The 16,395-nt window shown below is 61.4% G+C and carries 13 protein-coding genes and 1 tRNA gene; all 14 read right to left on the reverse strand.

The window, feature by feature from the left end:
- Positions 1–110, reverse strand: a 110-nt coding sequence (locus tag AC6R19_RS22200) for a GTP-binding protein (RefSeq protein ID WP_211218377.1), incomplete at its 3' end; no start/stop codon positions are given.
- 48 nt (positions 111–158) lie between these two features.
- Positions 159–2,267 carry an elongation factor G gene (gene fusA, locus AC6R19_RS22205; protein ID WP_500582067.1) on the reverse strand — a complete coding sequence of 703 codons (2,109 nt, stop codon included), beginning with the start codon at positions 2,265–2,267 and terminating at the stop codon, positions 159–161.
- A gap of 90 nt (positions 2,268–2,357) precedes the next feature.
- Positions 2,358–2,828, reverse strand: coding sequence for a 30S ribosomal protein S7 (gene rpsG, locus AC6R19_RS22210; protein WP_067087073.1), 471 nt, complete (start codon positions 2,826–2,828; stop codon positions 2,358–2,360).
- 110 nt (positions 2,829–2,938) lie between these two features.
- The gene (gene rpsL, locus AC6R19_RS22215; RefSeq protein WP_500582068.1) at positions 2,939–3,313 is read right to left on the reverse strand and encodes a 30S ribosomal protein S12; all 375 of its coding nucleotides are present in this window, start codon (positions 3,311–3,313) and stop codon (positions 2,939–2,941) included.
- A gap of 438 nt (positions 3,314–3,751) precedes the next feature.
- Entirely contained in the window at positions 3,752–7,981 is a 4,230-nt protein-coding gene (rpoC, locus tag AC6R19_RS22220; protein WP_500582069.1) for a DNA-directed RNA polymerase subunit beta', read from the reverse strand.
- 110 nt (positions 7,982–8,091) lie between these two features.
- Positions 8,092–12,165: a DNA-directed RNA polymerase subunit beta gene (rpoB, locus tag AC6R19_RS22225; RefSeq protein WP_500582070.1), complete on the reverse strand. Its 4,074-nt coding sequence runs from the start codon at positions 12,163–12,165 to the stop codon at positions 8,092–8,094.
- Positions 12,166–12,481: 316 nt separating this feature from the next.
- Positions 12,482–12,850 (reverse strand): 50S ribosomal protein L7/L12, encoded by a 369-nt coding sequence (rplL, locus tag AC6R19_RS22230; protein ID WP_475113238.1) that lies wholly within the window; start codon positions 12,848–12,850, stop codon positions 12,482–12,484.
- 88 nt (positions 12,851–12,938) lie between these two features.
- Positions 12,939–13,433 (reverse strand): 50S ribosomal protein L10, encoded by a 495-nt coding sequence (gene rplJ / locus AC6R19_RS22235; protein ID WP_500582071.1) that lies wholly within the window; start codon positions 13,431–13,433, stop codon positions 12,939–12,941.
- 306 nt (positions 13,434–13,739) lie between these two features.
- Positions 13,740–14,435, reverse strand: a complete 696-nt coding sequence (gene rplA, locus AC6R19_RS22240; protein WP_500582072.1) for a 50S ribosomal protein L1 — start codon at positions 14,433–14,435, stop codon at positions 13,740–13,742.
- Positions 14,436–14,867: a 50S ribosomal protein L11 gene (gene rplK / locus AC6R19_RS22245; RefSeq protein ID WP_091391256.1), complete on the reverse strand. Its 432-nt coding sequence runs from the start codon at positions 14,865–14,867 to the stop codon at positions 14,436–14,438.
- 195 nt (positions 14,868–15,062) lie between these two features.
- Positions 15,063–15,596 carry a transcription termination/antitermination protein NusG gene (gene nusG, locus AC6R19_RS22250; protein WP_073277970.1) on the reverse strand — a complete coding sequence of 178 codons (534 nt, stop codon included), beginning with the start codon at positions 15,594–15,596 and terminating at the stop codon, positions 15,063–15,065.
- 10 nt (positions 15,597–15,606) lie between these two features.
- Positions 15,607–15,975: a preprotein translocase subunit SecE gene (gene secE / locus AC6R19_RS22255; RefSeq protein WP_500582073.1), complete on the reverse strand. Its 369-nt coding sequence runs from the start codon at positions 15,973–15,975 to the stop codon at positions 15,607–15,609.
- A 125-nt stretch (positions 15,976–16,100) separates the two neighbouring features.
- Positions 16,101–16,176 (reverse strand) — tRNA-Trp (locus AC6R19_RS22260).
- Between the two features lie 109 nt (positions 16,177–16,285).
- Positions 16,286–16,395: EF-Tu C-terminal domain-related protein (locus AC6R19_RS22265; protein WP_500581089.1), on the reverse strand; the 110-nt coding region annotated here is incomplete at its 5' end.

The raw sequence follows: 16,395 nt of genomic DNA on the forward strand, positions 1-16,395 counted from the left end.
GCGCACACGCGGGTCAGCGCGGCAGTCAGGGTGGTTTTACCGTGGTCAACGTGACCGATGGTGCCCACGTTTACGTGGGGCTTGGAACGTTCAAACTTTTCTTTTGCCATTTTTCAATGTCCTCTAGCTAAAAGAAGTTAAGACTAAAATTTAAAAAATCAGGCCTTGTTCTTCGCGATGATCTCATCGGCGACGTTCTTCGGCGCTTCCGCGTACTTCAGGAACTCCATGGTGTAAGTAGCGCGACCCTGGGTAGCAGAACGCAGGTCGGTTGCGTAGCCGAACATTTCGGCCAGCGGGACCTCCGCGTTGATCACCTTGCCGGACGCGCTCTCATCCATACCCTGGATCAGGCCGCGACGGCGGTTCAGGTCACCAACCACGTCACCCATGTTCTCTTCCGGAGTAACAACCTCCACCTTCATCACCGGCTCCAGCAGTACTGCACCGCCCTTCTGGGCCAGCTGCTTGGTCGCCATAGAAGCGGCGATTTTAAACGCCATTTCGTTGGAGTCTACATCGTGGTAAGAACCATCGTAGATGGTTGCCTTCAGGCCCAGCAGCGGGTAGCCGGCCAGAACACCATTCTGCATCTGCTCTTCGATGCCCTTCTGTACCGCCGGAATATATTCCTTCGGTACCACACCACCCACGATCTCGTTCTCGAACACGAGACCTTCGTCCGCACCCTCTTCCAGGTTCGGCTCGAAGCGGATCCACACGTGGCCATACTGACCGCGACCACCGGACTGGCGCACGAACTTGCCTTCGATCTCGCACTTGTTGGTGATGCGCTCACGGTAGGCCACCTGCGGCTTGCCGATGTTGGCTTCCACGTTGAACTCGCGGCGCATACGGTCGACGATGATGTCCAGGTGCAGCTCACCCATACCGGAGATGATGGTCTGGCCGGTCTCTTCGTCGGTCTTGACGCGGAAAGACGGGTCTTCCTGGGCCAGCTTGCCCAGGGCGATGCCCATTTTTTCCTGGTCGGCCTTGGACTTGGGCTCAACCGCCACGGAGATTACCGGCTCCGGGAATTCCATGCGCTCGAGCACGATCTTGTGGCTCTCGGAGCACAGCGTATCACCGGTGGTCACGTCCTTCAGGCCGATGGCCGCAGCGATGTCGCCGGCCAGTACTTCCTTGATTTCCTGACGGTTGTTGGAGTGCATCTGCACCATACGGCCGACGCGCTCTTTCTTCATCTTCACGGAGTTGTACACCGCGGTGCCGCTCTCCAGCTTGCCGGAGTAAACGCGGAAGAAAGTCAGGGTACCGACGAAGGGATCGGTAGCAATCTTGAACGCCAGCGCAGCGAACGGCGCATCGTCGTCGGCTTCGCGGGTCTCGATGGTCTCGCCATCTTCCAGGGTACCTTCGATGGCGCGAACTTCGGTCGGCGCCGGCAGGTATTCGATCACTGCGTCCAGTACCGCCTGTACACCTTTGTTCTTGAACGCGGAACCGCCCAGAACCGGCACGATTTCGTTGGCCAGGGTGCGCTGGCGGATGGCTGCCTTGATTTCCTCTTCAGACAGCTCGCCCTCTTCCAGGTATTTCTCCATCAGCTCTTCGCTGGCTTCCGCGGCCGCTTCCACCAGGAACTCGCGCATCTCATCGCACTCGTCCTGCATGTCGGCGGGGATGTCGGCGTAGTCGAAGGTCATGCCCATGTCGTCTTCGTTCCACAGGATGGCCTTCATCTTGACCAGGTCGACGACGCCCTTGAAGTCGTCCTCGGCACCGATGGTCATCTGCAGCGGCACGGCGTTGGCGTTCAGGCGGGTTTTCAGCTGGCCGACGACCTTGCGGAAGTCCGCACCGGCGCGGTCCATCTTGTTCACGAATACCATGCGCGGCACTTCGTATTTGTTGGCCTGGCGCCATACGGTCTCGGTCTGCGGCTGCACACCGGAGGAACCGCACAGCACGACCACGGCACCATCGAGCACGCGCAGGGAGCGTTCCACTTCGATGGTGAAGTCAACGTGCCCGGGGGTGTCGATGATGTTGATGCGGTGCTGCGGGAACTGCTGCTGCATACCGGCCCAGAAACAGGTGGTCGCCGCGGAGGTGATGGTGATCCCGCGCTCCTGCTCCTGCTCCATCCAGTCCATGGTGGCGGCACCTTCGTGTACCTCACCAATCTTGTGGGACAGGCCGGTGTAGAAGAGTACGCGCTCGGTAGTAGTGGTTTTACCGGCATCTACGTGGGCGCAGATACCGATATTGCGATAGCGTGCGATAGGCGTTTGACGTGCCACAGTTGTATCCTCGATATAACGGCAAAAGGCAGCCTGGAAATTTCCGTGCTGCCTTTCGGTATTAATTTCCGATGGGGGTATTCATCAGACTTAGAAGCGGTAGTGAGAGAACGCCTTGTTGGCTTCCGCCATACGGTGTACGTCTTCACGCTTCTTGACCGCGCCGCCCTTGTTCTGGGATGCGTCGATCATTTCATTGGCCAGGCGCTGGGCCATGGACTTCTCGCCGCGCTTGCGGGAGAACTCAACCAGCCAACGCATTGCCAGTGCCATGCGGCGCGAGGGACGCACTTCTACCGGCACCTGGTAAGTCGCACCACCGACACGGCGGGACTTAACCTCCACCATCGGCGCGATATTTTCCAGGGACTCTTCGAAAACTTCGATAGGGTCTTTGTTAAGTTTTTCTGAAACCATGTCCAGGGCACCGTAGACGATGCTCTCTGCAACAGATTTCTTGCCACTGATCATGACGTGGTTCATGAACTTGGCCAGGGTGACATTCCCGAATTTGGGATCGGGCAGTACTTCGCGCTTGGCGACTACTCGTCTTCTTGGCATTGGAATTGCCTCTCTTCAGGGTTGCTCCGAGACGCCGCCGTACATCAATACAAATCGGCGAGCTCAGCCTTACTCCGGTTGGAAACCGAAACGCAAATCGTTAAAGGGGATTAACCTTTGGGACGCTTGACGCCGTACTTGGAACGGCCCTGCTTGCGATCGTTGACGCCGGCACAGTCCAGTGCACCGCGCACAGTGTGGTAGCGCACACCCGGCAGGTCCTTTACACGACCGCCGCGAATCAGTACTACGCTGTGCTCCTGCAGGTTGTGACCCTCACCACCGATGTACGAAGTCACTTCGAAACCGTTGGTCAGGCGCACACGGCAAACCTTGCGCAGTGCGGAGTTCGGCTTCTTCGGTGTAGTGGTGTACACGCGAGTGCAAACTCCACGGCGCTGCGGGTTGGCCTGCAGAGCGGGAACGTCGCTTTTTTCGACTTTGCGTTTTCTCGGCTTACGAACCAACTGGTTGATCGTTGCCATTAAAAATCACTCCAAAAATAAAACGCCCCCACCTCGAGAGCGGGGGCCCAGTCGTCTGTGTGTACTGCCGGCACCTTGCTTTACCCAAAAGCGCCGGACAGAACACCCCACATAAGCGGGGGCCGCATTCTATAGGCGGCGGCCCGCCTAGTCAATTGGCAGCGAAAGTAAGTACTAACCTCAGTGCCAATCCATGCTCAGCCTGAACAAACGTGCTGAACTCGATGCGAAGGCCCTGATACCGGGGGCTTCTCGCCAGACCTTTCACGGCCATGGATGGCCGTGGAGAGCGTACAGGGACGTATTCACAGGCGGCGCCTAGCCCGTGTCTGGCGAGAAGCCACCGGTAGCAGGGCCGCCACGGTGCATCCTACCGGCATCCTCTCCCCCAGCCCCCCCTCCCGCAAGCGGGAGAGGGGAGCTCTCGGATCGGGATCTTTACTCGCCCGAGGACTTCAGGGCCTCGGTCAGGGCCGCTTCCACCTCGGCGGCGGACGGGCCTTCGCCGAAGCCTTCCTCCAGCTGCAGGCTGCGCTTGCGCTTGCGCTCGGCGTGGTGCGCCAGGCCGGTACCGGCCGGGATCAGGCGACCAACCACCACGTTCTCCTTCAGGCCGCGCAGGCTGTCCTCCTTGCCGGTCACCGCCGCCTCCGTCAGTACGCGGGTGGTCTCCTGGAAGGAGGCTGCGGACAGGAAGGACTCGGTGGCCAGGGACGCCTTGGTGATACCCAGCAGCAGGCGCTCGAACTGGGCCGGTTGCTTGCCCTCGGCGCGCAGACGCTCGTTCTCCTCGATGACCCGCTGGTACTCCACCTGGTCGCCCTTGATGAACTCGGAATCGCCCATCTCGAGGATTTCCACCTTGCGCAGCATCTGGCGCACGATCACCTCGATGTGCTTGTCGTTGATCTTCACGCCCTGCAGGCGGTAGACCTCCTGGATCTCGTTGGTGATGTAGCGCGCCAGCTCCTCCACGCCCTTCAGGCGCAGGATGTCGTGCGGGTTGGACGGCCCCTCGGAGATGACCTCGCCCTTCTCCACCGTCTCGCCCTCGAACACGGTCAGCTGGCGGTGCTTCGGAATCAGCACCTCATAGTGATCCTTGCCGGAGGCCAGCGGCTTGCCGTCTGCCGGGGTGATCTGCAGGCGCACCTTGCCCTTGGTCTCCTTGCCGAAGGAGACGGTGCCGGAGATCTCCGCCAGGATGGACGGCTCCTTCGGCTTCCGCGCCTCGAACAGGTCGGCAACCCGCGGCAGACCACCGGTGATGTCCTTGGTACCACCGGATTCCTGCGGAATACGGGCGATAACGTCACCGATATTCACCTTGTCACCATCTTTCAGGCTCAGGATGGCGCGCGGCGGCAGCGCGTAGTGCGCCGGCGCATTGCTGCTGGCCAGGGTCAGTTCCTCGCCGTTCTCATCCACCAGCGTAACCGCCGGGCGCAGGTCCTTACCGGCCGCAGGGCGCTCCGCCGGGTCGATCACCTCGATGGAGGACAGGCCGGTAATCTCGTCGGTCTGCCTGCGGATCGACAGACCCTCTTCCATGCCGGACAGCTTCACCCAGCCGGCCACCTCGGTGATGATCGGGTGAGTGTGCGGGTCCCACTTGGCAACCACCTGGCCACCCTGGACCTCGGCACCCTCCGCCACAGTAATGCTGGCACCGTAGGGCAGCTTGTAGCGCTCGCGCTCGCGGCCGGCGCTGTCGGCGATGGCCAGCTCACCGGAGCGCGAAACCGCCACCAGGTGGCCCTGCTCGGTCTTCACCGTCTTCACGTTGTGCAGGCGCACGGTACCTTCCTGCTTCACCTGGATACTGTCCGCCGCGGAGGCGCGGCTCGCCGCACCACCGATGTGGAAGGTCCGCATGGTCAGCTGGGTGCCCGGCTCACCGATGGACTGGGCGGCAACCACACCCACGGATTCACCGGAGTTGGCGCGGTGACCGCGGGCCAGGTCGCGGCCGTAGCACTGGGCGCAGATACCGTGAGCGGTTTCACAGGTGATCGGCGATCGCACGATCACCTCGTCGATACCCATGGCCTCGATGCGCTCGACCCAGGCCTCGTCGATCATGGTACCGGCGGGTACGGCGATCTCATCACTGCCCGGCTTCAGCACGTCGCGCGCCACTACGCGACCGAGGATACGGTCACCGAGGGACTCGATCACATCGCCGCCCTCGATCACCGGCGCCATGGTCAGGCCGTCGTCGGTGCCACAGTCGGTCTCGGTGATCACCACGTCCTGGGCCACGTCCACCAGGCGGCGGGTCAGGTAACCGGAGTTGGCGGTCTTCAGTGCGGTATCCGCCAGACCCTTACGGGCGCCGTGGGTGGAGATGAAGTACTGCAGTACCGAGAGACCCTCGCGAAAGTTCGCGGTAATGGCGTTCTCGATAATGGAGCCGTCCGGACGCGCCATCAGGCCGCGCATACCGGCCAGCTGGCGGATCTGCGCCTCGGAACCACGGGCACCGGAGTCCGCGTACATGTACACGGAGTTGAAGGAGTCCTGCTCCGTCTCGTTACCGTCGCGGTCGATCACCGGCTCTTTCTTGATGCCGGCCATCATCGCCTGGGTCACCTTGTCGTTGGTACGGGACCAGACGTCGATCACCTTGTTGTACTTTTCGCCAGCGGTTACCAGGCCTGAGGCGAACTGGCTCTCGATCTCCTTTACTTCCGCTTCCGCGGCGGCGATCAGGTCGGCCTTGGCGGCCGGGATCTCGAAGTCGTTCACACCGATGGAGGAACCGGACTTGGTGGAGAAATCGAAACCGGTGTACATCAGTTGGTCGGCAAAGATTACTGTCGCCTTCAGGCCAACATTGCGGTAGCACTCGTTCAGGATGCGCGAGATGGCCTTCTTCTTCATCGGCTGGTTGACCATCTCGAAGGACAGGCCGTCCGGCACTATGTTCCACAGCAGCGCGCGGCCGACGGTGGTGTCGTAGATGCTGCGCTTCTCGCGTTTCTCGCCGTCCTCGCCGACTTCCACTTCGCGGATGCGCACCTTGACCTTCGCCTGCAGACCCACCTGCTTGCCATAGAAAGCGCGGCTCACCTCCTTGATATCGGAGAAGAACATGCCCTCTCCCTTGTCGTTGACGCGCTCGCGGGTCATCCAGTAGAGACCCAGTACCACGTCCTGGGACGGCACGATGATCGGCTCGCCGTTGGCGGGCGACAGGATGTTGTTGGTGGACATCATCAGCGCGCGGGATTCCAGCTGTGCCTCGATGGTCAGCGGCACGTGCACCGCCATCTGGTCGCCGTCGAAGTCCGCGTTGTAGGCCGCACACACCAGCGGGTGCAACTGGATCGCCTTGCCCTCGATCAGCACGGGCTCAAACGCCTGGATACCCAGTCGGTGCAGGGTCGGAGCGCGGTTCAGCAGCACCGGGTGCTCGCGGATCACCTCGTCGAGGATGTCCCACACCACGGCCTCTTCGCGCTCGACCATCTTCTTGGCCGCCTTGATGGTGGTGGCCAGGCCGCGGGCTTCCAGCTTGCCGAAGATGAACGGCTTGAACAGCTCCAGGGCCATCTTCTTCGGCAGGCCACACTGGTGCAGGCGCAGGGTCGGGCCGACCACGATCACGGAACGGCCGGAGTAGTCGACGCGCTTGCCCAGCAGGTTCTGGCGGAAGCGGCCCTGCTTGCCCTTGATCATATCGGCCAGGGACTTCAGCGGGCGCTTGTTGGAGCCGGTGATGGCGCGGCCGCGGCGGCCGTTGTCCAGCAGCGCGTCCACGGACTCCTGCAGCATGCGCTTTTCGTTGCGCACGATGATGTCCGGCGCGTTCAGCTCGAGCAGGCGCTTCAGGCGGTTGTTGCGGTTGATCACGCGGCGGTACAGGTCGTTCAGGTCGGAGGTCGCGAAACGGCCGCCGTCCAGGGGTACCAGCGGGCGCAGGTCCGGCGGCAGTACCGGCAGCGCCTGCATGATCATCCACTCCGGGTTGTTGCCGGACTTGTAGAAGGCCTCCAGCAGCTTCAGGCGCTTGGACAGCTTCTTGATCTTGGTCTCGGAGTTGGTGGCCGGGATCTCCTCACGCAGGCGCTGGATTTCCGCCGGCAGGTCGATATCGCGCATCAGCTCCTGGATCGCCTCGGCGCCCATCTTGGCCTCGAACTCGTCGGCCCACTCCTCCATAGCCTCGAAGTACTGCTCGTCGTTCAGCAGCTGGCCGCGCTCCAGGTTGGTCATACCCGGATCGGTCACCACATAGGATTCGAAGTAGAGCACGCGCTCGATATCGCGCAGGGTCATGTCCAGCAGCAGGCCGATACGGGACGGCAGGGACTTCAGGAACCAAATGTGCGCGACCGGGCTGGCCAGCTCGATGTGGCCCATGCGCTCGCGGCGCACCTTGGCCTTGGTCACTTCAACGCCGCACTTCTCGCAGATGATGCCGCGGTGCTTCATGCGCTTGTACTTGCCGCACAGGCACTCGTAGTCCTTCACCGGGCCGAAGATCTTGGCGCAGAACAGGCCCTCTCGCTCCGGCTTGAAGGTGCGGTAGTTGATGGTCTCCGGCTTCTTCACTTCGCCGTAGGACCAGGAGCGGATCATGTCCGGCGAAGCCAGACCGATACGGATAGCGTCAAACTCTTCCAGCTGTTCCCGGTCTTTCACCAGGTTTAACAAATCTTTCAAGGCCTTTCCTCCACTAGGGGATAGTCATCCCGGCCGGGCCGGGCGGGCCGGCGCCCCAAATGCTGGCGGGTCGCCGGTCTCTATCTACTTAATCCAACAACGGACCGTTCTTACTCGTGCTCAAGCTCGAAGTTCATACCGAGCGAGCGGATTTCCTTGACCAGTACGTTGAAGGACTCCGGCATACCCGGTTCCATGCGGTGGTCGGAGTCCACGATGTTCTTGTACATCTTGGTCCGGCCCTCCACGTCATCGGATTTGACCGTCAGCATTTCCTGCAGGGTGTAGGCGGCGCCGTAGGCCTCCAGTGCCCAGACCTCCATCTCACCGAAGCGCTGGCCACCGAACTGGGCCTTACCGCCCAGCGGCTGCTGGGTAACCAGGCTGTAGGAACCGGTGGAGCGCGCGTGCATCTTGTCGTCCACCAGGTGGTTCAGCTTCAGCATGTACATGTAGCCCACGGTCACCGGGCGCTCGAAGGCGTCGCCGGTGCGGCCGTCGTACAGGGTGATCTGGCCGGAGTCCGGCACATCCGCCAGGCGCAGCAGCTGCTTGATCTCGCTCTCGTCGGCGCCGTCGAATACCGGCGTCGCCATGGGCACGCCCTTGCGCAGGTTCCCCGCCATCTCCAGGACCTCCTGGTCGGTGAGGGAGTCCAGCTCCTCGACGCGGCCGCCGGTGGAGTTGTACACCTCCTCCAGGAAGCCGCGGATCTTGGCCACTTCCTGCTGCTCCTTGAGCATGCGGTCGATCTTCACGCCCAGGCCCTTGGCGGCCATGCCCAGGTGCATTTCCAGAACCTGGCCCACGTTCATCCGCGACGGCACGCCCAGGGGGTTCAGGACGATATCCACCGGCTCGCCGTTTTCGTCGTAGGGCATGTCCTCGACCGGCTTGATCACGGAGATAACACCCTTGTTACCGTGGCGACCGGCCATCTTGTCGCCCGGCTGGATGCGGCGCTTGATCGCCAGGTAGACCTTGACGATTTTCAGCACGCCCGGCGCCAGGTCGTCGCCGGACTCCAGTTTCTTCTTCTTGTCCTCGAACTGCTCGTCGAGCAGCTTGCGGCGCTCTTTCAGCTGCGCCTCGGCTTTTTCCAGCTGCTCGTTCAGGCTCTCCTCGGCCATGCGCAGCTTGAACCAGTCCTCGCGCGGCAGCTTGGCCAGCACTTCGGCGGTGAGCACGTCGCCCTTCTTGACGCCCTTGCCACCGGCGGCCTTCTGGCCTTCCAGGGCCGCCTGCAGGCGCTCGAAAGTCGCGCCCTCGACGATGCGGTACTCCTCGTTCAGGTCCTTGCGCACCTCGTCCAGCTGCGCCTTCTCGATATCCAGGGAGCGCTGGTCCTTCTGCAGGCCGTCGCGGGTGAACACCTGCACGTCGATGACGGTACCGCGGGTGCCGGACGGCGCGCGCAGGGAGGTGTCCTTCACGTCGGACGCCTTCTCACCGAAGATGGCGCGCAGCAGCTTCTCTTCCGGGGTCAGCTGGGCTTCGCCCTTCGGGGTCACCTTGCCCACCAGGATATCGCCGGCGCCCACTTCGGCACCGATGTAGACGATGCCGGACTCGTCCAGCTTGTTCAGCGCGGACTCGCCCACGTTGGGGATATCCGCGGTGATCTCCTCGCTGCCCAGCTTGGTATCGCGGGCGATACAGGTCAGCTCCTGGATGTGGATGGTGGTGAAGCGATCCTCCTGCACCACGCGCTCACTGATCAGGATGGAGTCCTCGAAGTTGTAGCCGTTCCAGGGCATGAAGGCGATGCGCATGTTCTGGCCCAGGGCCAGCTCGCCCAGGTCCACGGAGGGGCCGTCGGCGAGGATATCGCCGCGCTCCACCACATCGCCGGTCTTCACGATCGGGCGCTGGTTGATGCAGGTGTTCTGGTTGGAGCGGGTGTACTTGGTCAGGTTGTAGATATCCACACCCGCCTCACCGGCTTCCACCTCGGCGTCGGCCACGCGCACCACCACGCGGCTGGCATCGACGCGCTCGATCACACCGCCGCGACGCGCCACCACACAGACGCCGGAGTCGCGCGCCACGGTGCGCTCCATGCCGGTGCCCACCAGCGGCTTCTCGGCGCGCAGGGTCGGCACCGCCTGGCGCTGCATGTTGGAACCCATCAGGGCGCGGTTGGCGTCGTCGTGCTCCAGGAACGGAATCATGGCCGCGGCCACGGAAACCACCTGGCGCGCGGACACGTCCATATACTGGATCTCATCCGGCGTCTTCAGGGTGAACTCGTTCTGGTGACGCACGCTGACCAGGTCGTCGGTGAAGCGGCCCTTTTCGTCCACCGCGGCGGACGCCTGGGCGATCACGTAGTTGGCCTCGTTGATCGCGGACAGGTATTCGATCTCGTCGGTCACCTGGCCGTCGACCACCTTCCGGTACGGGCTCTCGAGGAAGCCGTAGTGGTTGGCGCGGGCGTAGGTGGCCAGGGAGTTGATCAGGCCGATGTTCGGACCTTCCGGTGTCTCGATCGGACACACGCGGCCGTAGTGGGTCGGGTGCACGTCGCGCACCTCGAAGCCGGCGCGCTCGCGGGTCAGGCCGCCCGGGCCGAGTGCGGAGACGCGGCGCTTGTGGGTCACTTCCGACAGCGGGTTGTTCTGGTCCATAAACTGGGACAGCTGCGAGGAGCCGAAGAACTCCTTCACCGCCGCGGCCACCGGCTTGGCATTGATCAGGTCCTGGGGCATCAGGCCCTCGGACTCGGCCATGGACAGGCGCTCTTTCACCGCGCGCTCGACGCGCACCAGGCCCACGCGGAACTGGTTCTCGGCCATCTCGCCCACGGAGCGCACACGGCGGTTACCCAGGTGGTCGATGTCGTCCACCATGCCCTGGCCGTTGCGGATATCGATCAGCGTCTTCAGCACGTCGACGATATCTTCCCTGCTCAGGGTACCCTCGCCGGTCTCGTCTTCGCGGCCCAGGCGGCGATTGAACTTCATGCGGCCGACCGCGGACAGGTCATAGCGCTCGTCAGTGAAGAAGAGGTTCTCGAACAGGGACTCCGCAGACTCCTTGGTCGGCGGCTCGCCAGGGCGCATCATGCGGTAGATTTCCACCAGCGCTTCCAACTGGGTGCGCGACGGATCCGCGCGCAAGGTGTCGGAAATAAACGGACCGCGGTCCAGGTCGTTGGTGTACAGGGTCTCGAACTTCTTGACACCCAGCGCGCGCAGCTTGCCGATCACCTCTTCGGTGATTTCGCTGTTACATTCGATCGCCACTTCGCCGGTGGACTCGTCGACGATGTCGTGGGCCAGCACGCGGCCGTACAGGTAGTCCAGCGGTGCCTCCAGGCGCTCGACGCCGGCCTTTTCCAACTGGCGGATATGGCGCGGGGTGATGCGGCGGCCTTCCTCGACGATGACCTTGCCCTTGCCGTCCTTGATATCAAAGGAGGCGACGTCACCGCGCAGGCGCGACGGAATCAGCTCGAGACTGCAGTTCTCCTCGTGCAGTTCGAACTTGCTGGTGTCGAAGAACATTTCCAGCATTTCCTGGGAGCTGTAGCCCAGGGCGCGCAGCAGGATGGTCGCCGGCAGTTTGCGGCGGCGGTCGATGCGCACGTAAACGAGGTCTTTCGGGTCGAACTCGAAGTCCAGCCAGGAGCCGCGGTAGGGGATAACGCGCGCGGCGTAGAGCAGCTTGCCGGAGGAGTGGGTCTTGCCCTTGTCGTGATCGAAGAAGACACCCGGGGAACGGTGCAGCTGGGACACGATCACGCGCTCGGTACCGTTGATCACGAAGGTACCGTTGTCGGTCATGAGCGGGATTTCGCCCATGTAAACTTCCTGCTCCTTGATGTCCTTGATGGACTTGCTGGCAGATTCCTTGTCGTAAATGATCAGGCGCACGCGCACCCGCAGCGGGCAGGCGTAGGTCACGCCGCGCAGGGTACATTCTTTGACGTCGAAGGCCGGCTTGCCCAGGGTGTAGCTCACATACTCCAGGGCGGCATTGCCGGAATAGCTGACAATCGGAAATACGGACTTGAACGCCGCCTGCAGGCCGACGTCCAGCCGCTCGTCGGGGCGCTTGTCGGCCTGTGTGAAATTGCGATAAGAATCCAGCTGTATCGCAAGGAGGAAAGGCACATCCATTACCTTAGGCAGTTTGCCAAAATCCTTGCGGATACGTTTTTTCTCAGTGTATGAGTAAGCCATTCATATTCCCCAGCTTGATCGGTGACAAGACTTCGTGGAGCTTCGGCCGCTAGCGGCAATGCGAAGCTCCTCCGGGCGAGAAGCCTCTGATCAATGCAGCATTCCCACACTGATCGGAAACCTCTCTCGCGCTTTCCAGCAGCGCACAGAGTGGGTTAAGGTGTACTCGAGGTCGCGGCGGTCACACCCACTTGACCGGGCCGTCGCAAAAACGGCGCTGCCGAAAACGGCAAAAAGGCCGGCGGACAAAAGTCCACCAGCCTTGCCGCTGCCGACCGTTTTCCCCGATCGGCAGCGGAGAGTCGCAACAACCGAATTACTTCAGTTCTACAGTTGCGCCAGCTTCTTCCAGCTCTTTCTTGGCCGCTTCGGCTTCTTCCTTGGTAGCGCCTTCTTTCAGCGGGCTCGGAGCGCCGTCTACCAGTGCCTTGGCTTCTTTCAGGCCCAGGCCGGTGATGCCGCGAACAACCTTGATCACGTTCACTTTCTTGTCGCCGGCAGAAGCCAGGATTACGTCGAAAGAGTCTTTCTCTTCAGCGGCAGCTTCGCCGCCAGCCGGGCCGGCTACAACAGCAGCAGCTGCGGTTACGCCGAACTTCTCTTCCATTGCTTCGATCAGCTCGACAACGTCCTTAACAGACATTTCGGCAACAGCATTGATGATATCTTCTTTAGTCAGAGACATGAGTCAGTACCTGATTTGTGTGAGCAGTAAACTGCTCGTCAATTCATTAAAAAGTCGTTGGGAAACCACCATTTCGCACAGCGAAGAATTAGGCAGCTTCCTGCTCCTTTTGGTCGCGGATGGCCGCAATGGTGCGAACCAGCTTGCCAGCAGATGCTTCTTTCAGCACGCTCATCAGCTTGGCGATCGCCTCGTCGTACGTCGGCAGGCTTGCCAACAGTGCGATGTCGGTGACCGCGCCTTCGAAGGCAGCACCTTTCAGCTCCAGCTTGTCATTGCCTTTGGCGAACTTGCTCAGGATGCGCGCACCGGCACCCGGATGTTCATTGGAAAAGGCGATGATGCTGGGACCGACGAACTTCTCGACGAGACATTCGTAATCGGTGCCGGCCAGAGCGCGACGCGCCAGAGTGTTGCGGACGACCTTCAGCCAAACGCCGTTCTCGCGAGCCTCTTTGCGCAGAGCGGTCATGTCGTTCACGGTAACGCCGCGGGAATCCGCAACCACCGCCGACAGAGCGCTCGAAGCAGCTTGCTGGACTTCTGCGACAATCGCTTTCTTGTCTTCGAGTCCAATAGCCATAATGTCACTCCTGGATTTGAAAAAAGACCGGGAAACACTTACCCCGATCCGTTCCGGTGCAAAAAGCTCAAATCCAGCAAAAAATACTGGTTTGGGCAACACCGTCTGCGTAGGCTCGGACTTCATCAACGGCCGGCCTCGGATGGCCGCCCCGACCGAAGTCCGGATTAAGCCAGGCGTGTTAAAACTTCAAACACGCCTGGCACCTACGGTCTTTGACGGCCCGCTCTTTTTGCCTGGGCAAGCGGAGCGGACCCCAAAGTTCGGTTTTACTGCGCGGACAGCCGGGGCGCCCCGCAGGTACAATTAAATGTTCAGGGAAGCCTGATCGATGGTCAGACCCGGGCCCATGGTGGTGCTCAGGGTGATCTTCTTCAGGTAAACGCCCTTGGAGGAAGCCGGCTTGGCCTTTTTCAGGTCCGCAACCAGCGCTTCCAGGTTCTCCTTGATCGCATTCAGATCAAAGCTCACCTTGCCGATACCGCCGTGGATGATACCGCCCTTGTCGGCGCGGAAACGCACCTGACCGGCCTTGGCATTCTTGACCGCAGTTACCACGTCCGGGGTTACGGTACCGGTCTTCGGGTTCGGCATCAGGCCGCGCGGGCCGAGGATCTGGCCCAGCTGGCCGACGACGCGCATCGCATCCGGAGAGGCGATCACCACGTCGAAGTCCATGTTGCCCGCCTTCACCTCGGCAGCCAGCTCGTCCATACCTACCAGGTCGGCGCCGGCTTCTTTCGCCGCGTCGGCGTTGGCACCCTGGGTGAATACGGCCACGCGCACCTCTTTACCGGTGCCGTGCGGCAGGGTGGTGGCACCGCGAACGGCCTGGTCGGATTTGCGCGGATCGATGCCCAGATTGATCGACGCATCCACGGTCTCGGCGAACTTCACGTTGGACAGTTCCTTCAACAGGGCTACCGCCTCTTCGATACCGTAGGCCTTGCCCGCTTCCACTTTCTCAGCGATGGCGCGCTGACGCTTGCTCAACTTGGCCACTTACAGACCCTCCACTTCGATACCGGCACTGCGGGCGGAACCGGCGATGGTACGCACGGCAGCTTCCATGTCGGACGCAGTCAGGTCTGCCTTCTTCATCTCTACGATTTCTTCGATCTGAGCGCGGGTTACCTTGCCCACCTTGTCGGTATTCGGGCGACCGGAACCGCTCTTGATCTTGGCAGCCTTGCGCAGCAGCACTGCGGCAGGCGGGGACTTCATGATGAAGGTGAAGGAGCGATCGCTGTAAACAGAGATCACTACCGGCACCGGCAGGCCCGGCTCGAGCCCCTGGGTCTGGGCGTTGAATGCCTTACAGAACTCCATGATGTTCACACCGTGCTGACCCAGCGCAGGGCCGACGGGCGGGCTCGGGTTGGCCTGGCCGGCCTTAACTTGCAGCTTGATATAAGCTTCGACTTTCTTAGCCATTACAGCTCTCCTGTGAGGATTGCGCCGAGAGCGCAATCCTTGATGGGTCTAACGCCTGCGTTGAACAACCGCATAAATTGCAACGCCCGGCTCCCCGGGGATCTCCGCGCGCATGGACGCGCAGAGACGCGAAAACCCCCTTTCACCAAAGGCGAAAGAGGGCAAACTTTATGAATCCGGCTCCACCGGATTCACTCAGGTTTTCTCTACCTGACCGAACTCCAGTTCTACCGGGGTGGAGCGACCGAAGATCAACACTGCCACGCGCAGGCGGCTCTTCTCGTAGTTGACCTCTTCCACCACACCGTTGAAATCGTTAAAGGGACCATCGATAACCCGCACCATCTCGCCGGGCTCGAACAGGGTCTTGGGTTTCGGCTTGTCGACGGAATCATCGATGCGATTCAGGATAGCCTGCGCCTCGCGATCGGTGATCGGCGCCGGCTTGTCCGCCTTGCCGCCGATAAAGCCCAATACGCGCGGGGTCTCTTTCACCAGGTGCCAGGTATCGTCGTTCAGCTCCATCTCCACCAGCACATAGCCGGGGAAGAACTTGCGCTCGCTCTTACGCTTCTGGCCGGCGCGCATCTCCACCACTTCTTCGGTGGGAACCAGCACTTCGCCGAACAGGTGATCCATCTCATGCAGCTCGATGCGCTCCTTCAGGGAGGCAGCCACGCGCTTTTCATAGCCGGAGTAAGCCTGGACTACGTACCAATGCTTGGACATGCGTCAACCTTTAGCCGATAACTTTGGAGGCTGCCCAACCCAGGGCGGAATCCAGCGCCCATAGAATCAGCGCCATAATCAACACAAACACCACCACGATCAGGGTAGTCTGGGTCGCCTCCTGACGAGTCGGCCAGACCACTCGACGCACTTCGGTTTGCGCTTCCCGCAAGAGGTTCCAGAAGGCATTGCCCTTGGCAGTATTGACTGCCACCACCAATGCCACCACGCACAGCGCAACCATCGCCAGCACGCGGTAAAGCAGGGGGAATTCGGCGTAATAGGAGTTGCCCGCGACGGCAGTGCCGACCAGCAGCAGCACCAGCAGCCACTTCAGGCCGTCAAGACGAAAGGTTTTCGCCTCTACTTTAGCACTCATATAAAGAAGCCCTTAGCGCACACAAGTTAGAAAGCCCTTAGCGCTTACATACACACAGGCCATCACACTGCGATGGAGACCCGTGACGCCCTCAGGCACAAATCAAGGCGGGGCGATTGGAAAGTTGGCAGGCCAGGAGGGACTCGAACCCCCAACAGCCGGTTTTGGAGACCGGTGCTCTACCAATTGAACTACTGGCCTGGAACTAGGACACCTCAGCGTCCGAAAATGAGGGGGCGGATCTTAGCACCCTCCCCCGCATTTGGCAAAGCGCGCCGCCGGAGAGATCCGGCAACGCGGCGATCACGAATTACTCGATGATCTTGGCAACAACGCCGGCGCCAACGGTACGGCCGCCTTCGCGGATCGCGAAGCGCAGACCTTCTTCCATGGCGATCGGGGCGATCAGGGTAACGGTCA

The sequence above is a fragment of the Microbulbifer sp. SE14 genome (assembly GCF_059834885.1).

Excerpts from the sequence above, each read along its gene's own strand:
- rpsG (WP_067087073.1), bottom strand. The coding sequence starts at position 2,828 with ATGCCAAGAAGACGAGTAGTCGCCAAGCGCGAAGTACTGCCCGATCCC.
- rpsL (WP_500582068.1), bottom strand. The coding sequence starts at position 3,313 with ATGGCAACGATCAACCAGTTGGTTCGTAAGCCGAGAAAACGCAAAGTC.
- rpoB (WP_500582070.1), bottom strand. The coding sequence starts at position 12,165 with ATGGCTTACTCATACACTGAGAAAAAACGTATCCGCAAGGATTTTGGC.
- rplL (WP_475113238.1), bottom strand. The coding sequence starts at position 12,850 with ATGTCTCTGACTAAAGAAGATATCATCAATGCTGTTGCCGAAATGTCT.
- rplJ (WP_500582071.1), bottom strand. The coding sequence starts at position 13,433 with ATGGCTATTGGACTCGAAGACAAGAAAGCGATTGTCGCAGAAGTCCAG.
- rplK (WP_091391256.1), bottom strand. The coding sequence starts at position 14,867 with ATGGCTAAGAAAGTCGAAGCTTATATCAAGCTGCAAGTTAAGGCCGGC.
- nusG (WP_073277970.1), bottom strand. The coding sequence starts at position 15,596 with ATGTCCAAGCATTGGTACGTAGTCCAGGCTTACTCCGGCTATGAAAAG.
- secE (WP_500582073.1), bottom strand. The coding sequence starts at position 15,975 with ATGAGTGCTAAAGTAGAGGCGAAAACCTTTCGTCTTGACGGCCTGAAG.